This window comes from Mangrovibacter plantisponsor (assembly GCF_003182475.1).
GTDB lineage: Bacteria > Pseudomonadota > Gammaproteobacteria > Enterobacterales > Enterobacteriaceae > Mangrovibacter > Mangrovibacter plantisponsor.
The window spans coordinates 542,338-560,616 of the sequence record NZ_QGTS01000001.1; the positions used below are offsets into that span (position 1 = coordinate 542,338).

General features: G+C 50.3%; 15 protein-coding genes and 1 riboswitch. Of the genes, 8 read left to right on the plus strand and 7 right to left on the minus strand.

What is annotated here, in order from left to right; genetic code table 11:
* Window positions 1–13: 13 nt before the first annotated feature.
* Both DES37_RS02590 and nudF read right to left on the minus strand, forming a co-directional pair.
* Complete coding sequence (locus DES37_RS02590) at window positions 14–436, minus strand: DUF1249 family protein (protein WP_036105661.1); 423 nt, start codon at window positions 434–436, stop codon at window positions 14–16.
* A 2-nt stretch (window positions 437–438) separates the two neighbouring features.
* Complete coding sequence (gene nudF / locus DES37_RS02595; RefSeq protein ID WP_036105658.1) at window positions 439–1,071, minus strand: ADP-ribose diphosphatase; 633 nt, start codon at window positions 1,069–1,071, stop codon at window positions 439–441.
* A gap of 211 nt (window positions 1,072–1,282) precedes the next feature.
* On the opposite strand from nudF, the gene tolC reads away from it, so the two are divergent.
* The 3 genes from tolC to DES37_RS02610 all read left to right on the plus strand — a co-directional run bounded on the left by tolC (window position 1,283) and on the right by DES37_RS02610 (window position 4,900).
* The gene (gene tolC / locus DES37_RS02600; protein WP_110024718.1) at window positions 1,283–2,740 is read left to right on the plus strand and encodes an outer membrane channel protein TolC; all 1,458 of its coding nucleotides are present in this window, start codon (window positions 1,283–1,285) and stop codon (window positions 2,738–2,740) included.
* 327 nt (window positions 2,741–3,067) lie between these two features.
* Window positions 3,068–3,733 (plus strand): DUF1190 family protein, encoded by a 666-nt coding sequence (locus DES37_RS02605; protein WP_036105652.1) that lies wholly within the window; start codon window positions 3,068–3,070, stop codon window positions 3,731–3,733.
* Window positions 3,734–3,736: 3 nt separating this feature from the next.
* A complete protein-coding gene (locus DES37_RS02610; protein WP_110024719.1) occupies window positions 3,737–4,900 on the plus strand; it encodes a glutathionylspermidine synthase family protein in 1,164 nt (387 codons plus the stop codon).
* An 80-nt stretch (window positions 4,901–4,980) separates the two neighbouring features.
* Here the strand turns inward: DES37_RS02610 and ygiD are convergent, their stop codons facing one another.
* On the minus strand, window positions 4,981–5,772 hold the full coding sequence (gene ygiD, locus DES37_RS02615) for a 4,5-DOPA-extradiol-dioxygenase (protein WP_036105645.1): 792 nt from the start codon (window positions 5,770–5,772) through the stop codon (window positions 4,981–4,983).
* Between the two features lie 192 nt (window positions 5,773–5,964).
* Here ygiD and zupT point away from each other — a divergent pair, with 192 nt between their 5' ends.
* From zupT to DES37_RS02630, 3 genes are all read left to right on the plus strand, one after another.
* Complete coding sequence (gene zupT / locus DES37_RS02620; protein WP_036105642.1) at window positions 5,965–6,732, plus strand: zinc transporter ZupT; 768 nt, start codon at window positions 5,965–5,967, stop codon at window positions 6,730–6,732.
* A 445-nt stretch (window positions 6,733–7,177) separates the two neighbouring features.
* Window positions 7,178–8,863 carry an NAD-dependent malic enzyme gene (locus tag DES37_RS02625; protein WP_110024720.1) on the plus strand — a complete coding sequence of 562 codons (1,686 nt, stop codon included), beginning with the start codon at window positions 7,178–7,180 and terminating at the stop codon, window positions 8,861–8,863.
* 360 nt (window positions 8,864–9,223) lie between these two features.
* Window positions 9,224–10,165 carry an AEC family transporter gene (locus tag DES37_RS02630; protein WP_036105635.1) on the plus strand — a complete coding sequence of 314 codons (942 nt, stop codon included), beginning with the start codon at window positions 9,224–9,226 and terminating at the stop codon, window positions 10,163–10,165.
* A gap of 69 nt (window positions 10,166–10,234) precedes the next feature.
* Here the strand turns inward: DES37_RS02630 and ribB are convergent, their stop codons facing one another.
* Entirely contained in the window at window positions 10,235–10,888 is a 654-nt protein-coding gene (ribB, locus tag DES37_RS02635; protein WP_036105631.1) for a 3,4-dihydroxy-2-butanone-4-phosphate synthase, read from the minus strand.
* 102 nt (window positions 10,889–10,990) lie between these two features.
* A riboswitch (FMN riboswitch) is annotated at window positions 10,991–11,140 on the minus strand.
* 120 nt (window positions 11,141–11,260) lie between these two features.
* Here ribB and ubiK point away from each other — a divergent pair.
* On the plus strand, window positions 11,261–11,527 hold the full coding sequence (gene ubiK, locus DES37_RS02640; RefSeq protein ID WP_036105626.1) for a ubiquinone biosynthesis accessory factor UbiK: 267 nt from the start codon (window positions 11,261–11,263) through the stop codon (window positions 11,525–11,527).
* Between the two features lie 72 nt (window positions 11,528–11,599).
* Here ubiK and hldE read toward each other — a convergent pair whose 3' ends face one another.
* The 3 genes from hldE to DES37_RS02655 all read right to left on the minus strand — a co-directional run bounded on the left by hldE (window position 11,600) and on the right by DES37_RS02655 (window position 17,260).
* Window positions 11,600–13,024, minus strand: a complete 1,425-nt coding sequence (gene hldE / locus DES37_RS02645; RefSeq protein WP_110024721.1) for a bifunctional D-glycero-beta-D-manno-heptose-7-phosphate kinase/D-glycero-beta-D-manno-heptose 1-phosphate adenylyltransferase HldE — start codon at window positions 13,022–13,024, stop codon at window positions 11,600–11,602.
* Window positions 13,025–13,092: 68 nt separating this feature from the next.
* The gene (gene glnE, locus DES37_RS02650) at window positions 13,093–15,933 is read right to left on the minus strand and encodes a bifunctional [glutamate--ammonia ligase]-adenylyl-L-tyrosine phosphorylase/[glutamate--ammonia-ligase] adenylyltransferase (protein ID WP_110024722.1); all 2,841 of its coding nucleotides are present in this window, start codon (window positions 15,931–15,933) and stop codon (window positions 13,093–13,095) included.
* A gap of 16 nt (window positions 15,934–15,949) precedes the next feature.
* Window positions 15,950–17,260 (minus strand): CYTH domain-containing protein, encoded by a 1,311-nt coding sequence (locus DES37_RS02655; RefSeq protein ID WP_110024723.1) that lies wholly within the window; start codon window positions 17,258–17,260, stop codon window positions 15,950–15,952.
* A gap of 318 nt (window positions 17,261–17,578) precedes the next feature.
* Between DES37_RS02655 and DES37_RS02660 the strand changes: the two genes are divergently transcribed.
* Window positions 17,579–18,199, plus strand: coding sequence for a TIGR04211 family SH3 domain-containing protein (locus DES37_RS02660; RefSeq protein WP_110024724.1), 621 nt, complete (start codon window positions 17,579–17,581; stop codon window positions 18,197–18,199).
* The last annotated feature ends 80 nt before the right edge of the window (window positions 18,200–18,279 follow it).

Sequence of the window (18,279 nt, forward strand, 5' to 3'; positions counted from 1 at the left end):
AGGTTTCACGACGCTAACAAACCGGAATCGCCATCGCTCCATGCGCTAAACAGTAACGTAGCCAATCGGCAAGGAACTGGTTAATTTGATGTTTTTCGTCGCGTTGATGCAACTTTTTATTAGGATAATCATAACGTGCTTTAAAACGGAAGATCTGCTGACTTGAACACACTTCAGCAACCATGGCGTCATGATAGAGCCTGACGGACATGGAAGGAAGACTCCAGTATGTTACAGAGGGTAGCGTTTGTTCAATCTCAACCAGCGTAGTGTAGCGAGTTGATTCAAGAATCGTTAACCGATACTGAGCACTATTGACCTGGTAGCTGATTTTTTCACCGATTGCGTCAACAGGTGGCAGCAACCGGCGCAACTGGGCGAAGTTGGTTTCGCACAAACGCATCATCTCAGGGAAATCAGGTGTATAGCGCTTCATTGTCATGCGTTCCACTCTTGTCGTAATTGTTGATAATGCAACTGCAGCCATTGCAAGGCGATGACAGATGCGGCGTTGTCGATTTTCCCTTCCTCGACTAATTGGTAAGCAGTTTCCCGGCTGACGACATGAACGCGGATATCTTCATTTTCTTCCGCCAGGCCGTGGATCCCGGTAGCTGTCGTTGCATCCACTTCTCCGACCAGAATAGACAAACGTTCACTGGTTCCGCCAGGGCTTGCCAGGTAACTTAATACTGGCCGGGTACGTTTCACATGCAACCCGGCCTCTTCTTCTGCTTCACGGCGCACTACATCTTCCGGCGACTCGCCCGGTTCAATCATGCCGGCAACCATTTCCAGCAACCATGGGGTTTCACTGGTATCAAAAGCAGCAATTCGAATTTGCTCGATAATCACCACTTCATCACGCACAGGATCGTAGGGCAACAGTACTGCAGCATGCCCACGCTCGAAAATTTCCCGCCGAACTTCTTCGCTCATTCCACCATTGAACATACGGTGACGAAAACGCCAGACATCGAGCGAAAAAAAACCACGCCAAACTGTTTCCCGTGCAATAATTTCTACATCGTTTTTTGTAAACGTTGTGATGTTTTTGTTTTCTATAGCCATCAGTAAACCTGCTCGAACAGTGATTGATTTCTTGATTTCAATCCATCAGGAATGTTGTTTCAACCACTCTGTGGTAGATTGATGAATTTTCAGGGCAGATGGCACTTAACGCCAAGACGTTGTCAAAGCTGAACCTGCTAAAATCGGCGATCCTTTTTGGCATCAGTCAGCGCTATTACACACAATTTCTGCTTCACAACAAGGAATGCAAATGAAGAAACTGCTCCCCACACTTATTGGTCTGAGCTTTGTCGCGTTCAGTACCATGAGCCAGGCAGAAAACCTGTTGCAGGTTTATCAGCAGGCACGTATCAGTAACCCTGACCTGCGTAAATCCGCAGCTGATCGCGACGCGGCATTTGAGAAAATCAATGAATCACGCAGCCCATTATTACCTCAACTGGGTCTGGGAGCCGACTATACCTATAACAACGGCTACCGTGACAACGATGGCATTAACTCCAATGCCACCAGTGCGTCCTTACAGCTTACGCAAGTTATTTTCGATATGTCAAAATGGCGTGCGCTGACCATTCAGGAAAAAACGGCAGGAATACAGGATGTCTCCTACCAGTCTGACGAACAGACGCTGATCCTTAATACCGCAACAGCTTATTTTAACGTATTGAGCGCTATCGATTCGTTGTCATACGTTGAAGCGGAAAAACAATCTATTTACCGTCAGCTTGACCAAACTACCCAGCGTTTTAATGTCGGCCTGGTGGCGATTACTGACGTACAAAACGCCCGTGCTCAATACGACAGCGTTCTGGCTAATGAAGTCACCGCCCGTAACAATTTGGATAATGCACTGGAATCTTTGCGCCAGATTACCGGCAATTTCTACCCTGAACTGGCATCCGTCAATGTTGCGGACATGAAAGTCAACAAACCTCAGGCTGTTCAGAACCTGCTCAAAGAAGCGGAAAACCGTAACCTGTCTTTGTTGCAGGCTCGTTTGAACCAGGATCTGGCTCGTGAGCAAATTCGCTACTACCAGACCGGCCATATGCCGACACTGAATCTGACCGCGTCCAGTAGTGTTTCCAACACCAAATACGATGGTCACAACGCTGTTGGTTCAAGCTATGCAGACAGAGACATCGGCCAGAACTCTGTTGGCCTGAGCTTCTCTTTACCGCTCTACAGCGGTGGGTCTGTCACTTCACAGGTGAAACAGGCGCAATATAACTTTGTGGGTGCCAGCGAATCGCTGGAAAGCGCTCACCGCAGTGTTGTGCAAACCACCCGCTCAGCCTGGAACAACATCAATGCATCTATTAGCAGCATCAATGCCTACAAACAGGCAGTTGTTTCTGCGCAAAGCTCACTGGATGCAATGGAAGCCGGTTACTCTGTCGGCACCCGTACTATTGTTGATGTTCTGGATGCAACATCCACGCTGTATAGCGCCAAGCAGGAGCTTTCCAGCGCGCGTTATAACTACTTGATTAATACTCTGACACTGAAATCTGCTCTGGGTACGTTGAACCAGCAGGACTTAGTCACACTGAACAGTGAACTGAGCAAACCGGTTTCGACTTCACCTGAAAGCATTGCGCCGGATAATGTGCAACAGGACGCAAGTGCAGATGGTTACAGTGACACTACTGTACAGAAAACAGCCAGCAGAACCACCACCAGCAGCAAAAAAATGCTGAGCCACTAACTGGCCGTTTGTTTTCCCCGGGAGAGCCTTTTGGCTCTCTTAGCTTGATGAAAAAGAAGGGAAAAACGTGGTTTTCCCTGCTTTTTAGTTAACAGCCGAAAATCAATGAATTGATTTTCCCTGGTTCATTTACTCGTTCCATGAACGTTCAGTCAAACCAGTCGTTTTTCACTCATATACAGAGAGCCTTTTGGCTCTCTTTTTTTTGCTAAACGTAAGGCTTCGTAAAGAAGCCTCCACAGTTCTGCACATTGCTTCAAATATAATCAGTGTTCCTCTATTCTTGGCACTCCAAGTAATACCTACCACTGGGCCAGGAAAAGAATGATGAAAAGGACCAAAACAATACAACTCTCCGCCTTTCGCAAAAGCTGGAATGCGCGGCATTTAACGCCTGTAGCTCTGGCTGTCACGGCGGCATTCTTACTCGCAGGCTGCGAAAAAAGCGATGAGACCGTAAAACTTTACCAAAATGCAGATGATTGCAGCGCTGCCAACCCGGGTGAAAGCCAGCAGTGTACAACAGCCTATAACAACGCTCTGAAAGAAGCTGAACGCACTGCACCTAAATACGCCACCCGCGAAGACTGTATTGCCGAGTTTGGTGAAGGGCAATGCCAGCCTGCGCCATCTCAGGCCAGTGTGGCAGGTGATAACCAGGCACAGGCCCAGTCAGGAGGGAGTTTCTGGATGCCGTTAATGGCCGGCTACATGATGGGCCGAATGATGGGCGGCTCTTACGCTCAACAGCCACTATTCAGTTCGAAAAACCCTTCCAGCCCGGCTTATGGCCGCTACACAGACGCCAGCGGCAAAAACTATGGTGCCGCAACACCTGGGCGCACGATGACAGTTCCCAAAACCGCAATGGCACCAAAACCAGCAACCACCAGCACAATTACTCGTGGTGGTTTTGGTGAAAGCGTAGCCAAACAAACTTCCATGCAACGCTCCAGTACCAGTGGCACAACGCGTCGTACAATGGGTGGTTAATTCATGAAACGTCTGCCTATTACCGAACGCCCAGGCTGGCAGGATAAAGCCCGTGAATTTGGCTTCAACTTTCACACCATGTATGGCGAACCCTACTGGTGTGAAGACGCGTATTACCAGTTCTCTCTGGCGGAAATTGAAAAGCTGGAAGATGTGACTGCTGAATTACACCAGTTGTGCCTGAAAGCCGTAGAACGCGTGGTTGCCAGTGATGCTTTGATGGATAAATTTTGCATCCCGCGCCATACCCGGGATTTCGTACGCCAAAGCTGGGCAACCCGCCAGCCATCGCTCTACTCCAGGCTGGACCTTGCCTGGGGTGGCACCGGGGAACCTAAGCTACTGGAAAACAATGCCGATACCCCAACCTCACTATATGAAGCTGCGTTTTTCCAGTGGATCTGGCTGGAAGATCAAATCAACGCCGGTAACCTGCCAGCGGGAAGTGATCAGTTCAACAGCCTGCAAGAACAGCTAATCGAGCGTTTTCGTGTATTGCACGAGCAACATGGATTCAATTTGCTGCACATGGCCTGCTGCCAGGACAGTATTGAAGACCGTGGCACAGTGCAATATCTCCAGGACTGCGCAGCCGAAGCCGGGCTCCCGACCGAATTCCTGTTTATGGACCAAATTGGGCTGGGTGAGAAAGGCCAGTTTACTGATATGCAGGATCAGGTCATCAGCAACTTGTTCAAGCTCTACCCGTGGGAGTTCATGCTGCGAGAGATGTTTTCGACAAAACTGGAAGATGCTGGTGTGCGCTGGCTGGAACCGGCCTGGAAGAGTATTTTATCTAACAAAGCGTTACTGCCATTGCTGTGGGAAATGTTTCCAGGCCACCCAAACCTTTTACCCGCCTGGTTTGCCGCAGATGATCACCCCGCCATGGAGAGCTACGTGGTGAAACCCATTTTCTCCCGTGAAGGTGCCAATATTCAGATTATCGAACACGGGAAAGAAATAGCCCGGGCAGATGGGCCATATGGCGAAGAAGGTATGATTGTCCAGCAATACCACCCGTTACCCAGGTTTGGCGACAGCTATACGCTAATTGGATCCTGGCTTATTAATGATCAACCCGCCGGGATCGGTATTCGGGAAGACAGAGAGCTGATCACGCAAGATCTTTCGCGCTTTTACCCACACAGCTTCACACCTGAATAAATACTGCACGCGCCTGTTAACCAGGCGCGCTCTTACTCAGTATTCATCTGGCTCTGACACAGTACTGTGTGGCAACGCGGTTATGCGCCAACCTGCACAGAAAGCATACTCAGAGAGCCCATTTCAATCCCTTCGGTGACAATACTCACCGGCTCTTCGCCATCCCATGCTCCCAGAATATACAACAGTGGCAGGTAGTGGTCTGGTGTTGGGCAAGAAAGCTGAGCGCCTGAGTGGTCCATATAGTTAACCAACGGGTGGTTTTGCGCTTCACCTTTCCAGGTCAAATTATCGCGAACATACTGGTCAAAGGCGGTTGCCCAGGGATAAGCCTCACTCCCCCCCTGCCAGCGAACAGTACGCAGGTTGTGTACAACGTTGCCGCTACCAATCAGCAGGATACCTTCATCACGCAGTGCTGCCAGCTTACGACCCATTTCATAATGCCAGGCCGGTGGTTGGGTGGCATCAATACTCAACTGCACCATAGGAATATCGGCATCAGGGTACATTTTGATAACCACTCCCCATGAACCGTGGTCAAAACCCCATGCACTGTCATCTTTAATTACGGCGGCAGGAGCCAGTATATCCACTAAGTGCTGAGCTAAATCCGGTGCGCCAGGCGCCGGGTATTGTGTATCGAACAGTTCCTGCGGAAACCCGCCAAAATCATGAATAGTTTTTGGATTAGGCATAGCTGTAACGCCAGTTCCCCGTGTGTACCAGTGAGCAGAAACCACTACCATCGCTTTCGGGCGAGGCAGTGTTTTACCCAGTTGCTGCCAGGAACGGGTAAACACGTTATCTTCAAGCACATTCATTGGGCTGCCATGACCAACAAACAGCGCAGGCATACGTGAGGTGTTCATCATTATATCCTTAATTACCGTGTCAGATTACTTACTGTCAGATTACGGCTTTTAGCCTGCAAATAAACGCAGATAACCATGATGATGATCATCAGAAATTTTGAATGTATTGTTATGTAAAACGCAGTCCCGGCTCTCGACACTCTGTGTAACCAAATGTATAAATGATAATCATTATCAAAGGAGAGTGCTATGTCCGTACCGCTGGTTCTGACTCTGTTAGCGGGTAGTTCGACATTTATTGGCGCATTTTTAGGGATAATAGGCCAAAAACCTTCTAACCGCCTGCTGGCATTCGCACTGGGATTTGCCGCAGGTATTATGCTGTTAATCTCCCTGATGGAAATGCTGCCTGCAGCCCTGGATACACCTAATATGTCGCCATTGTTGGGTTACGGTATGTTTATCGCCGGGCTGACTGGCTACTTTGCTCTTGATCGCGCGCTGCCCCATGCCCACCCGCAGGACCTGATGGATGGCAGTATCAACACCAGGAAATTGCGGCGCACAGCCTTGTTACTCACTTTGGGGATTAGTCTGCACAACTTTCCTGAAGGAATAGCGACATTCGTAACCGCCAGCAGCAATATTGAATTGGGGCTGGGTATTGCACTCGCTGTCGCGCTGCATAATATTCCAGAAGGGCTGGCGGTTTCCGCTCCGGTATATGCCGCAACAGGTTCGAAGCGCAAAGCATTACTGTGGGCAGGCTTATCCGGCATGGCAGAAATTCTGGGGGGGATCCTTGCCTGGTTGCTGCTCGGTAGTATGGTCTCACCTGTGGTGATGGCCGCAGTAATGGCAGCGGTTGCCGGTATTATGGTGGCGTTGTCCGTAGATGAACTGATGCCACTGGCAAAAGAGATTGACCCGCAAAATAACCCCAGTTATGGCGTATTGTGCGGCATGGCTGTAATGGGATTAAGCCTGAGCGCATTACAAAGTTTGGGGCTGGGTTAACTCCCGGTGTGTTCATTGTGCGCGATTAGCCTGGTAGTAGCTGGTAATGAATACCAGGCAATCGCACAAAAAAACCGAATAGAGGCAGGAAACTAAATACATATTTAACTCAGATTTTCCACAATCATTTATTGAAATATTTAACTTCGTCACATAAAATAAAACACTTGGTATTATATAACGCACCAATACCGTTATATAGGTTATCAGTTCCCCATAGATAGTTACCCGCCATCCATCCTCTGGATAATAATCAAACAAAAAACACTAAAAAAACTAATTAAAGTTTAATGCAATTAAAGTAATTAAAAATCTGCAAAAATGAGGACTACAATCGGGGCTAAATTAAACCGTTACACCCCTACATCATACGCCAGACGTATATTTACATGGTGATATTTTCTCTTATGCGCCGTGGCAGTATGGTCGTCCCTGGAGCATTCAGATGTTAAAAAAAAATTCTGTATATACCCCATATACTGGGGCTATGTTGCTGGAAAACCCTTTATTAAATAAAGGCCTGGCATTTTCTCATGAAGAGCGTATTGCATTAAATTTAATTGGCCTGTTGCCGGAACAAGTCGAAACCATCACTGAACAAACTGACCGTGCATGGTCCCAGTTTAATCACTTTAAACGCGACCTCTCCCGCCATATTTATTTGCGAAATATCCAGGATACTAACGAAACATTATTCTATAACCTGCTGCGTGCACACCTTGAAGAGATGATGCCCATCATCTATACCCCTACAGTGGGTGAGGCCTGTGAACACTTCTCTGATATCTACCGCCGCGCCCGCGGGTTATTTATTTCCTGGCCAGACCGCCACCGTATTGATGACATGCTGCAAAACTTTTCCCGTCATGACATAAAAGTCATTGTTGTTACCGATGGCGAGCGTATTCTCGGCCTGGGTGACCAGGGGATCGGCGGCATGGGGATCCCTATCGGTAAATTATCGCTGTACACCGCCTGTGGTGGCATTGACCCGGCATCCACATTGCCGATTATGCTCGATGTGGGCACAAACAACGCCCAGCGCCTGGACGATCCGCTGTATATGGGCTGGCGCCACCCGCGAATCACGGATGGTGAATACCGTGAATTTATGGATATGTTTATCAATGCCGTGAAAGAGCGCTGGCCAAACGTTCTGCTGCAATTTGAAGACTTTGCTCAGAATAATGCCACACAATTACTGAACCGTTACCGTGACGAGTTGTGCTGCTTCAACGACGATATTCAGGGCACCGCCGCAGTGGCATTAGGTACACTGATTGCCGGTTCACAGGCTAAAGGTTCAACACTGCGTGACCAGCGTATTGCCTTCCTGGGTGCGGGTTCCGCTGGTTGCGGTATTGCGGAAACGATCATTGCACGTATGGTGGCAGATGGCGCCAGTGAAGAAGAAGCACGTTCACGAGTCTTCATGGTAGACCGTTTTGGCCTGTTGACCGACGACATGCCCAACCTGCGGGATTTCCAACACCGCCTGGTTACCAACAGGGAAAAAGTGCAGGGCTGGGGAAATGAAGCCGGAACAATTTCCCTGATGGATGTAGTCAGCCACGCTAAACCCACTGTGTTAATTGGCGTCTCCGGGCAACCCGGGTTATTCAGTGAAGAAATCGTCAAAGAGATGCATCGCCACTGCCCGCATCCCATTATTATGCCGTTGTCTAACCCAACATCACGCGCGGAAGCTAAACCACAGGACTTAATTGCCTGGACTGAAGGTGCAGCACTGGTTGCTACCGGGAGCCCGTTCCCACCGGTATGCTACCAGGATAATATTTACGATATCGCCCAGTGTAACAATGCCTATATTTTCCCGGGCCTGGGGCTGGGCATTCTGGCGGCGAAAGCTCGCCGTGTCACAGATGGTATGTTGCTGGCGGCAAGCCAGACACTGGCAGACCACTCACCGCTGGTACAGACCGAGCGCGGTAAGTTACTGCCTCCGATTGAAGAAATCGAACAGGTTTCCCGGGCAATAGCGCTGTCTGTGGCTAAAGCCGCACAGCAGGATGGTGTTGCGCCACAAATGGATGACAATGCTATTCTTGCCGCTATAGATAAAACATTCTGGAAAGCAGAATACCAGCCTTATAAACACGCGGCATTTTAATTTATTTTTCTTGCCTGTGCATAATGCGCCATTTATTGGCGCATTTTTTATTTCTCACATCTATTCCCGCCATCAGCCATTGATAAATAGCCTTCCACCACAAAAACACGCACTGGTTACTTTATTAAATTTAATCAGGCTTTAGTAATTAATGTTAGCCCTTTGCTGTGACTAATGTCACTCACAAGAAAACCCAGTAACTATATATTCAGTTCACCATAACGATTATTCAACCATTACAAAAACAGCGTAATACAACCTTGGTATTCAGTGAGTTACCAGAAAAATCTCAACGAGAGAAAACATCACTGAAGATGATATACAGGTTGTTTTCACCCAATACTATTACAAGGTAATATCATGCCAACATTACTCTTATCCTCATTATTTCCACTTGTGTTTATTATGGTTCTTGGCTGGCTAAGTGGTAAGCTGGGTTATACCCGTCGTGAAGATGCATCGGTATTGGCGACGGTAGTTATCCGTTTTGCTCTGCCTCTACATTTATTTATGGGGGCACTAAAAACAGACCCGGAGAAAATTCAAAACCTGCCATTCATGGCCGTACTGGTATTTGGTCTGATGGGGTCGTGGTTGCTGGCATTACTTATTTCGCGGTTTGTCTTTCGCCATGATATTAAAACCAGTGCAATTCAGTCACTGGTATGTGCCTTCCCGGATATGGCTTACTTTGGCGCACCGGTACTGGCGGTATTGATTGGCCCGGAAGGTTTTCTGGGGGTTCTGATAGGTAACCTGATAACCAGCGTACTGATGATCCCACTGACCATTATGCTGATTCGCATGGGGGAAAAAGGTAGCGAATCTGAAGCCGTTAGCCTGGGCAGTATGATAGCCGCGAATTTATTTAAAGCAGTTCGCAACCCTATTGTCTGGATCCCGATTCTGGGGGTATTGCTTAGCCTGAGTGGTCTGAAAATCCCGGCACTACTGGAGTCACCAATTGAGATGATGGGGAAAACTGCCGGAGGGATTTCACTGTTTGCTCTGGGGTTACTGTTCTATGGCGAACGCCCTGCTTTCAATATACATACACTCACCAACATCAGTATTAAGAACCTGATCCAGCCTGCATTAATGGTTGCCGCAGGGTTGGCGGTTGGCCTGAGCCACACGTTTATGCAGCAAGTGGTGATTATTGGCGCAACACCTTCCGCTATAGCTGCCGGGATGTTTGCCATACGCAGTGATACTTATGTGGAATCAGCTTCATCGTCCATTTTACTGGGGACAGCTCTGGGCATTGTGACCGAGGGCATCATGATTTACCTGGTTTCATAACCGTATCAGGCCCCGAAAAGCACTGTGGCAGCCAAATGGCTGCCACAGTAAATAAAAGGTCATTGCCAGTTAGCTGGCTTTACGCTCATTAGCCTGGCGGTAAGCCACGATATCTTCGATGGTGACAACCGCTAAGTTATGTTTACCAGCGAATTCGATGCAACCCGGCGCACGAGCCATAGTGCCATCGTCGTTGGTCAGTTCACACAGCACACCCATTGGTTTGAACCCGGCCAGCGTAACTAAATCTACCGTCGCTTCAGTGTGGCCACCGCGGGTAAGCACACCACCAGCCTGAGCACGCAACGGGAAAACATGCCCCGGGCGGTTCAAATCACTGGGTTTTGCGCCATCGGCAATTGCGGCACGCACTGTGGTCAGCCTGTCGGCCGCAGAAACACCGGTAGTCACACCGTGAGCAGCTTCAATAGTAACGGTAAACCCGGTACCGAACGCACTGGTGTTATTTTCTACCATCATAGGCAGGTCAAGTTGCTTACGGCGCTCGTCCGTAATGCACAAACACACAATACCGCTACCATGACGAATGGTAAGTGCCATTTGTTCAACCGTCATGTTTTCAGCGGCAAAAATCATGTCACCTTCGTTTTCACGATTTTCGTCATCAAGGACCATTACACCACGGCCCTCACGTAATGCAGTAAGCGCTTGTTCAACACGTTCAATAGGCGTGCCAAAAGAAGAAAGCAGCGTCTGATTCATGGTAAGAAACCTCATTAAACTTATGGATTACCAGAACCAGGGCAGTCTTAGGAGTGCCAAAAGGCAAATAAATAACGCGAGCGGGCTTTCACCCGACTGGATCGCTATCCTCTCCCATCCGGACTCTAACCGTCGGCCCCGGAATTACACCGAGTCTGCTGACCTCCGCCATGACAGCGGAGCGCTCGCGGGCTTTCAGCAAAGAGCTGATTTACCGCCGGTGGGGAATTTCGCCCCGCCCTGAGAATAAACGCACTTACTATAACGCCAATCCACTAACCCGGCAACGGGCTTAGAAATATTTCTGGTTTATCCCCCCGGACTCAGCGATTACAATAGAAGAATCACCTCACTTTATCGCCGGAAAAGACAATGATTGACCCCAAAAAAATTGAGCAGATAGCCCGTCAGATTCACGAATCAATGCCCAAAGGCATGCGTGATTTTGGTGAAGATGTTGAGAAAAAAATCCGCCAGACCCTGCAGGCACAGCTGACGCGCCTGGACATGGTGAGCCGTGAGGAGTTTGATGTGCAGACCCAGGTTTTACTGCGGACGCGCGAAAAGCTTGCTGTGCTGGAACAGCGCCTCGCCGCACTTGAAAGTGCCCAGAAACAAGAGAGTGACGAGCAGGCATAACCCTGAAAAACCAACGGCTGGTAACATTAACTGACTGCCAACCGTTGGTGGCTCACAGGGCTCTGTTCAGAATCACTGATTCTGAATTTTACGAATAATATTGGTGGTTGAGCAGCCATCTTCAAAGTTGAGCACCAGCACGTCACCGCCATTTGCCCAAACTTCTTTACTCCCGGCAATATCTTCCGGTTTGTAATCGCCGCCTTTTACCAGTAAATCAGGCAGGATGTCAGCTATCAGGCGCTGCGGGGTGTCTTCTTCAAACCCAACGACCCAGTCTACCGCTTCCAGTGCCGCCAGTACAATCATACGTTGTTCCAGCGCATTAACCGGCCGGGTTTCTCCTTTCAGGCGGCGCGTCGAGGCATCGCTATTGACGGCCACAATCAGCCTGTCGCCCAGCTTACGGGCATTTGCCAGATAGGAAACATGGCCGGCATGCAGTATGTCGAACACACCGTTCGTCATGACCACTTTTTCGCCCCGCTTACGGGCATCGCTCACAGCCTGTTTCAGCGCCGCTTCGCTCATCACGCCAAACCCGGTTTCTGCCCGGCCACGCACCGCGTTTTCCAGTTCAATTGGCGAAACGGTAGATGTACCCAGTTTACCAACAACGACCCCGGCTGCAGCATTAGCGAAGTAACAGGCTTCTTCCAGTGAGTTTCCGGCTGCCAGCGTTGCGGCCAGCACGCCAATTACGGTATCCCCGGCACCTGTGACGTCGTAAACTTCCTGCGCCTGAGTGGGCATATGCAGAGGGGCCTTACCCGGCTGCAATAAGCTCATGCCCTGTTCCGAGCGAGTTACCAGCAAAGCACTCAAATCATAATCAGCAATGAGTTTCAAACCGCGCTCAACAATCTGTTCTTCTGTAGCGCATTTACCCACCACAGCTTCAAATTCAGATAAATTTGGCGTCAGCAAGGTTGCCCCACGGTAACGTTCAAAGTCGGTACCTTTCGGGTCGATTAACACGGGGACACCAGCCTGGCGCGCCAGAGCTATCATCTGCTGTACAGAAGCCAGTGCCCCTTTGGCGTAGTCAGACAGCACAATCGCGCCCATTTCAGGCAAAGCCTGCTGGATACGTTCATGCAACGGTGCCGGGTCAACGCCTTCGAAACCTTCTTCAAAATCCAGGCGAATCAACTGCTGATTACGTGACAATACACGTAATTTGGTGATTGTCGGGTGGGTAGGCACGGAAACGAAATCACATTTAACATGCACATCCGCCAAAGACTGGCTCAGCGCCCGTGCAGCGTCATCAATCCCCGTCAGGCCAACCAGGCGTGAGCTGGAGCCCAGAGAAGCAATGTTCATCGCAACGTTGGCTGCACCACCGGGGCGTTCTTCGATGGTGTCCACTTTTACCACCGGAACAGGCGCTTCAGGGGAAATTCGGCTGGTAGGGCCATACCAGTAGCGGTCCAGCATGACATCACCTACCACCAGGACGCCAGCACGGTTGTATTCGGGCAGCGTTACTTTCATTCCTTATTCTCCAGCAGAGATAGCAAATTTGCGCGCGATAATACCACAACTGATATTAATCGCACTGTTCAGGCCTGTTCCAGCCAGGTATTCCAACTGGCTGTAACTTGTTGGCGTTGTGCTGCAAAAGCATCCGGCTCCACATGCCCGGGCTGTGCCTGTAAGGCCAAATGGTGCAGGGCATCGCGTAACGTCACATAAGCGGATGTGAGCGCGTGCGCTTCATCTTCAGGCATAATGCCATGCTGAGCTAACAACGCCAGAATGCGCACATTATCAGACCAGCGGGTCAGGCCAGGGACTTTTGCTGCATCGCGCAATACCAGGTACTGCGTGATAAATTCGATATCAGTAATGCCGCCCTGGTCAGCTTTGATGTCAAACCGGCCACGGTGTTTGTTGCCAAGATGCGTGCGCATTTTCTCACGCATCTCACGCACTTCAGTACGCAACTGGTCTTCATTACGCTCAGTACACAAAATCTTTTGGCGAATGGCGTTAAACCGGGTGTGGATTTGGCTGTCGCCATATACCACTCTGGCACGCACCAGCGCCTGGTGCTCCCATGTCCAGGCTTCATTACGTTGGTAGTCTTCAAAAGCGCTGTCAGTGGTGACCAGCATCCCGGCTTCACCTGCCGGGCGCAGGCGCGCATCAACTTCATACAAAATACCGGAAGAAGTCCGCGTACTGAACAAATGCATAATGCGCTGGGCCAGACGCAGATAAAACTGGCGGCCATCAATTTCCTTTTCACCATCCGTAACCGCATCGGCCGGGCAGTCGTGCAGGAACACCAGATCCAGGTCTGAACTGTAACCCAGTTCCCATCCGCCCAACTTGCCGTAACCGACTACGGCAAACCCGTACCCTTCGCGGCCAGCTAAATGCCCCGGCCTGCCAAAACGTGCCACCATTTGTGCCCACGCGCGCTGCACAACCGCATCAATGATTGCTTCGGCAAGCCAGGTTAAGTGATCACTCACTTTCATTACAGGCAAAGTCCCGGCGATATCGGCCGCGGCGATACGTAACAGCTGCGTTTGTTTAAACTGGCGCAGTGCTTCCAGTTGCTGTTCTTCGTCGTCTTCAGGAACACGTAACAAATACTGGCGCAGCTCATCCCGGTAGGCATCTGGTGCTGTAGGTTGGTAAAGCGTGGAAGGGTCGAGCAGCTCATCAAGCAACAAAGGGTATTGTGCCAGTTGTTCCGCAACCATTGGCGAAGCGGCACATAAACGCACCAGGTGCTGCAATGCGCCCGGGAACTCGCTGAGCAGTTCCAGGTAGGTGGTTCGGGTAAGGATGCCCGTGAGCAGAGGCACCATGCGCGAGAACGGGACTGGCGCATCATCACGGCTACAAACAGCCTGCAACAAATGCGGCATTAACTGATCAAGCACCTGCCGACCTCGCGGGCCAATGGTCCGCCGGTTGGTATCGTTACGAAAGTCGGTAATCAGGCGCAGAACTTGCTGGCGATCAGTATCCGCAAGGTGAGCCAGCACTTCCGGGGTATCCTGGACATCCAGCGTGTCGTGCCATAATTCACTCCAGCCATCATCCACCGCATGCTGCGCTTCCGCGCTCTCTTCATCGCCAATCAGTGCATTGAAAATCGTGCGTACCGCCAGCATATGGTGCTGCAATGTTGCTTCAAGCGCGGCCCAGTCGGGGGCGTTCATCGCCCAGGCAAGGCGTGCGCGATTCAGTTCATCGCCCGGCAATGTTTGGGTTTGTTCATCATGAATACTTTGCAGTAAATTCTCCAGCCGGCGCAGCCACAAGTACGCCTCACGCAACGCAACGACATCGCTGGCAGGCAGCAAATTCAGTTCGTTGATAACATCCAACGTTTGCAGTAATGAGCGTGACTGCAAAGCGGGTTCACGCCCGCCACGAATAAGCTGAAACACCTGAACAATAAACTCGGCTTCGCGAATCCCTCCGGCACCAAGCTTAATATTATCTTTCAGCCCTCTCCGCCGTACTTCCCGGGCAATCATACTTTTCATAGTACGCAGTGACTGAATCACGCTGAAATCAATGTAGCGGCGAAAAACAAACGGCCTCAGCATTGCGTGTAGCTCTTTGCTCCAGGTGCTGTCCTGCGGGCCAAGCATTTTCGCCTTCACCATGGCATAACGTTCCCAGTCGCGCCCCTGTTCCTGGTAATAATCTTCAAGGGCCGCAAAGCTCATTACCAGTGGCCCGCTCTCGCCAAAAGGACGCAGGCGCATATCAACCCGGTAGACAAAGCCATCCTGTGTCGGCTGGTCCAGTACCTTTATCAAACGCTGCCCCATGCGCGTAAAAAACTGCGCATTATCCAGCTCCCTGCGCCCACCTTGTGTTACGCCGCTTTCCGGCCAGGCAAAAATAAGGTCGATATCCGAAGAAAAGTTAAGCTCCCCGCCGCCCAGTTTCCCCATACCCAGGATAAACAATGACTGAGGAACACCTTCTTTATTGGAAGGCGTTCCCCATTCCCGGCAGCATGCCAGGTATACCCAGTCGCGGGCAGCAACAATTAACGCTTCAGCCAGTGCACTTAATTGCACCAATGTTTGTTCTGTGCTGCTGCTCTCTGTCACCTGCCCCCACGCAATGCGGACCATTTCCCGGCGGCGGAAAATACGCAGTGCGCGCATCAGTTCTGCTTCGCTCTCAATACTGCCCAACAAGCTCTCCAGCGCTGAAGCATAGTTTTGCCATTCGTCAGGGCCAGGCTCAGCAGCCTGCAACTCTTCCAGCCATTGCGGCCAGGCCTGCACGCTGTCGCACACAAAGTCACTGAACGCCAGAACACTTTGTGCCTGCTGAGACAGCGCCTGGGATGCAAAAGACTCAGGCAGGCACGCCAGACGCGCCTGCCAGTGTTGCTGTAAAACAGGAGAGAGAGGAATCATCACCATTTTCCCTTAATTAGTGTTTCCCTGATTGACCACTGTGCAACCAGAAGGGGGCCTGAGCCAGTGCCTCATGGCGGAAGTGGTCTGCTTCATGGCGGCTCCCCTGCCTGATAGCCAGGCAAAGCTCCTGCCAGTTTTCCAGCCAGTGGCTGGCCTGAGTTTGATCATAAAAGCCAGACAACAGGCGTAAAATATGGACTTCACGGCTCAGACGCGGTAGCTGGTCCCGCAGGCTGTCGCCTGTTACATGAGTAAATGCACGCTTCAGCTCCGCACTGTGGCGCGACAAATTAATATCGGCAAAACGCTTAAACCCTTCATTAAGGCTACGCAACGCTTTATCGTCCAAAAATGGACGCCAGCCCCGGGTCACCAGCCATTGGGTTAACGCCAGTTTAGTTTGCGTAAAGCGTGTTTCCCACACCACGCTTTCTGCTGAGACATCCAGCGCCAGGTCACTTTCAGCATTGGTCAACATATCACGTAAGTGAGTGCTTGCTTTTCTGGGAATAATGCCACCAAACAGCACCAGCGCTGCACGAATCAGCCCAATACTTTCAATAATTTCGTTCTTCGCTTTCTGGTCGCCACGCACCCACAACTCTTCATGGTAAAGCCAATGGTTTAGCGCGATATCCAGCGCGCACTCCAAACCGGCTTCCACACTGGATTTCAACGGGAGCTGCATAATGGGTAACGCCTGATGAGTACGCTCAGGATTGCCCTTCGCCAGGTGGTAACCCCGGGCAGCCTTACTGAGCAGCCCCTGGCGAATGCCCGGGTGGGAGGACAAAACCCCGGCAAGGCTCAGGACATCTTCCGTATTGCCTTTAATCAGTTCCAGTTCAAGTTCATGAATGACTTCGCTGAACTCACCCGCTTTCACTTCGCCCTGGTCAAAAGCTATTTCTACTTCGCTTTCACCGTGAGTAACCACCCACTTTTCCCGCAAAAAATCGGTACTGAACAGCGGGTGCAGCGCTTTTCCCAGCTCTGCTACATCACAACCTTGTGGCCAAATCTCTGCCGGAAACTTTTCCAGTGCTAATACAGGCGCATCCAGAGCAACGTTATATTCAGGGCGCTGATGCAACCCACCGACAACATGCCCGGACGTTTTAATCGTCATTTCATACCGGCCATCCACACCACGGATACGCAAGCCGGCATCATGGCGCCGCAAGTAGTTATCCTGCGTTTCATAATAGATATTGCTTAGTTTCCGTGGCTCACTGTGCTGGCCGGGAAGCGTATTAAGAAAAGTGCATAACGCATCACGGCTTTGCGGTTGAACAATGAACTTTAATTCGATTTCTTGTGCCATAGTCTCTGCTTACTGTCGTTCCCCAGGTTGGGAAGTGAACTAAAAAAACATTTAACTGTCAGTATACTCTAAATAATTCGGGTTTCAGGGCTGCAAAATAACCCTACGGCCAGAAACACAGCCAACACAGCAACTGTTGGTGAAACCCGAAGAATGGAAGTGACACCCAATGACGCTAAGGGTAGCTGGCTTCGGCGCGACCTGACTTTTTGGTGGTGAAAATCACATCAGGAAGATTCCCATTCAGGTTTAGTTTTTGCGTCGTCAGACTGTTGCCATTACTATCTTTCTACCATTTATGACAATAATGACTTACTAATGCAGAAATTACGCCTGATTTGTCTCTCTTTATTTGCTTTAAGCGTTTCCGCTACAGCTGTCGCGGATGAAACACGTTATGTTTCCGATGATCTCACCACCTGGCTGCGTAGCGGGCCGGGTGACAACTACCGTCTGGTCGGCACCCTTTCTGCGGGCGAAGCTGTTACGCTGCTGCAAACCAATGAAAACACAAATTATGGCCAGGTTCGTGACAAAGACGGGCGAACAGCCTGGATACCGCTGAAAGAACTGAATACTGACCCCAGTATGCGTACTCGCGTACCTGCACTTGAATCTCAGGTAAAAACCCTGACAGATAAGCTCAATAACATTGATGCCACCTGGAACCAGCGCACGGCAGATATGCAGAAAAAAGTGGCCGAAAGTGATGGCATCATCAATGGCCTGAAAAGCGAAAACCAGAAGCTGAAGAATGAGCTGGTTGTTGCCCAGAAAAAGGTCAACATGGCTAATCTGCAACTGGATGACAAGCAGCGTACCATCATCATGCAATGGTTTATGTATGGCGGCGGCGTTGCAGGTATTGGTTTGTTACTGGGCCTGATCCTGCCCCATATTATTCCTGGTCGCCGCCGTAAAGACCGGTGGATGAACTAACCCCGGTTGTGAAGATGCCCATGTTCTGCCACCCCGGTAAACTGGGCGTTCTCTTCTTGTTCTTGCTCCATTATGGTTAC

Coding starts and splice junctions, on each gene's coding strand:
- hldE (WP_110024721.1), bottom strand. CDS start 13,024: ATGAAAGTAACGCTGCCCGAATACAACCGTGCTGGCGTCCTGGTGGTA.
- DES37_RS02605 (WP_036105652.1), top strand. CDS start 3,068: ATGAAAAGGACCAAAACAATACAACTCTCCGCCTTTCGCAAAAGCTGG.
- glnE (WP_110024722.1), bottom strand. CDS start 15,933: ATGATTCCTCTCTCTCCTGTTTTACAGCAACACTGGCAGGCGCGTCTG.
- ribB (WP_036105631.1), bottom strand. CDS start 10,888: ATGAATCAGACGCTGCTTTCTTCTTTTGGCACGCCTATTGAACGTGTT.
- DES37_RS02630 (WP_036105635.1), top strand. CDS start 9,224: ATGCCAACATTACTCTTATCCTCATTATTTCCACTTGTGTTTATTATG.
- DES37_RS02660 (WP_110024724.1), top strand. CDS start 17,579: ATGCAGAAATTACGCCTGATTTGTCTCTCTTTATTTGCTTTAAGCGTT.
- zupT (WP_036105642.1), top strand. CDS start 5,965: ATGTCCGTACCGCTGGTTCTGACTCTGTTAGCGGGTAGTTCGACATTT.
- ubiK (WP_036105626.1), top strand. CDS start 11,261: ATGATTGACCCCAAAAAAATTGAGCAGATAGCCCGTCAGATTCACGAA.
- nudF (WP_036105658.1), bottom strand. CDS start 1,071: ATGGCTATAGAAAACAAAAACATCACAACGTTTACAAAAAACGATGTA.
- DES37_RS02655 (WP_110024723.1), bottom strand. CDS start 17,260: ATGGCACAAGAAATCGAATTAAAGTTCATTGTTCAACCGCAAAGCCGT.
- DES37_RS02590 (WP_036105661.1), bottom strand. CDS start 436: ATGAAGCGCTATACACCTGATTTCCCTGAGATGATGCGTTTGTGCGAA.
- ygiD (WP_036105645.1), bottom strand. CDS start 5,772: ATGAACACCTCACGTATGCCTGCGCTGTTTGTTGGTCATGGCAGCCCA.
- tolC (WP_110024718.1), top strand. CDS start 1,283: ATGAAGAAACTGCTCCCCACACTTATTGGTCTGAGCTTTGTCGCGTTC.
- DES37_RS02610 (WP_110024719.1), top strand. CDS start 3,737: ATGAAACGTCTGCCTATTACCGAACGCCCAGGCTGGCAGGATAAAGCC.
- DES37_RS02625 (WP_110024720.1), top strand. CDS start 7,178: ATGTTAAAAAAAAATTCTGTATATACCCCATATACTGGGGCTATGTTG.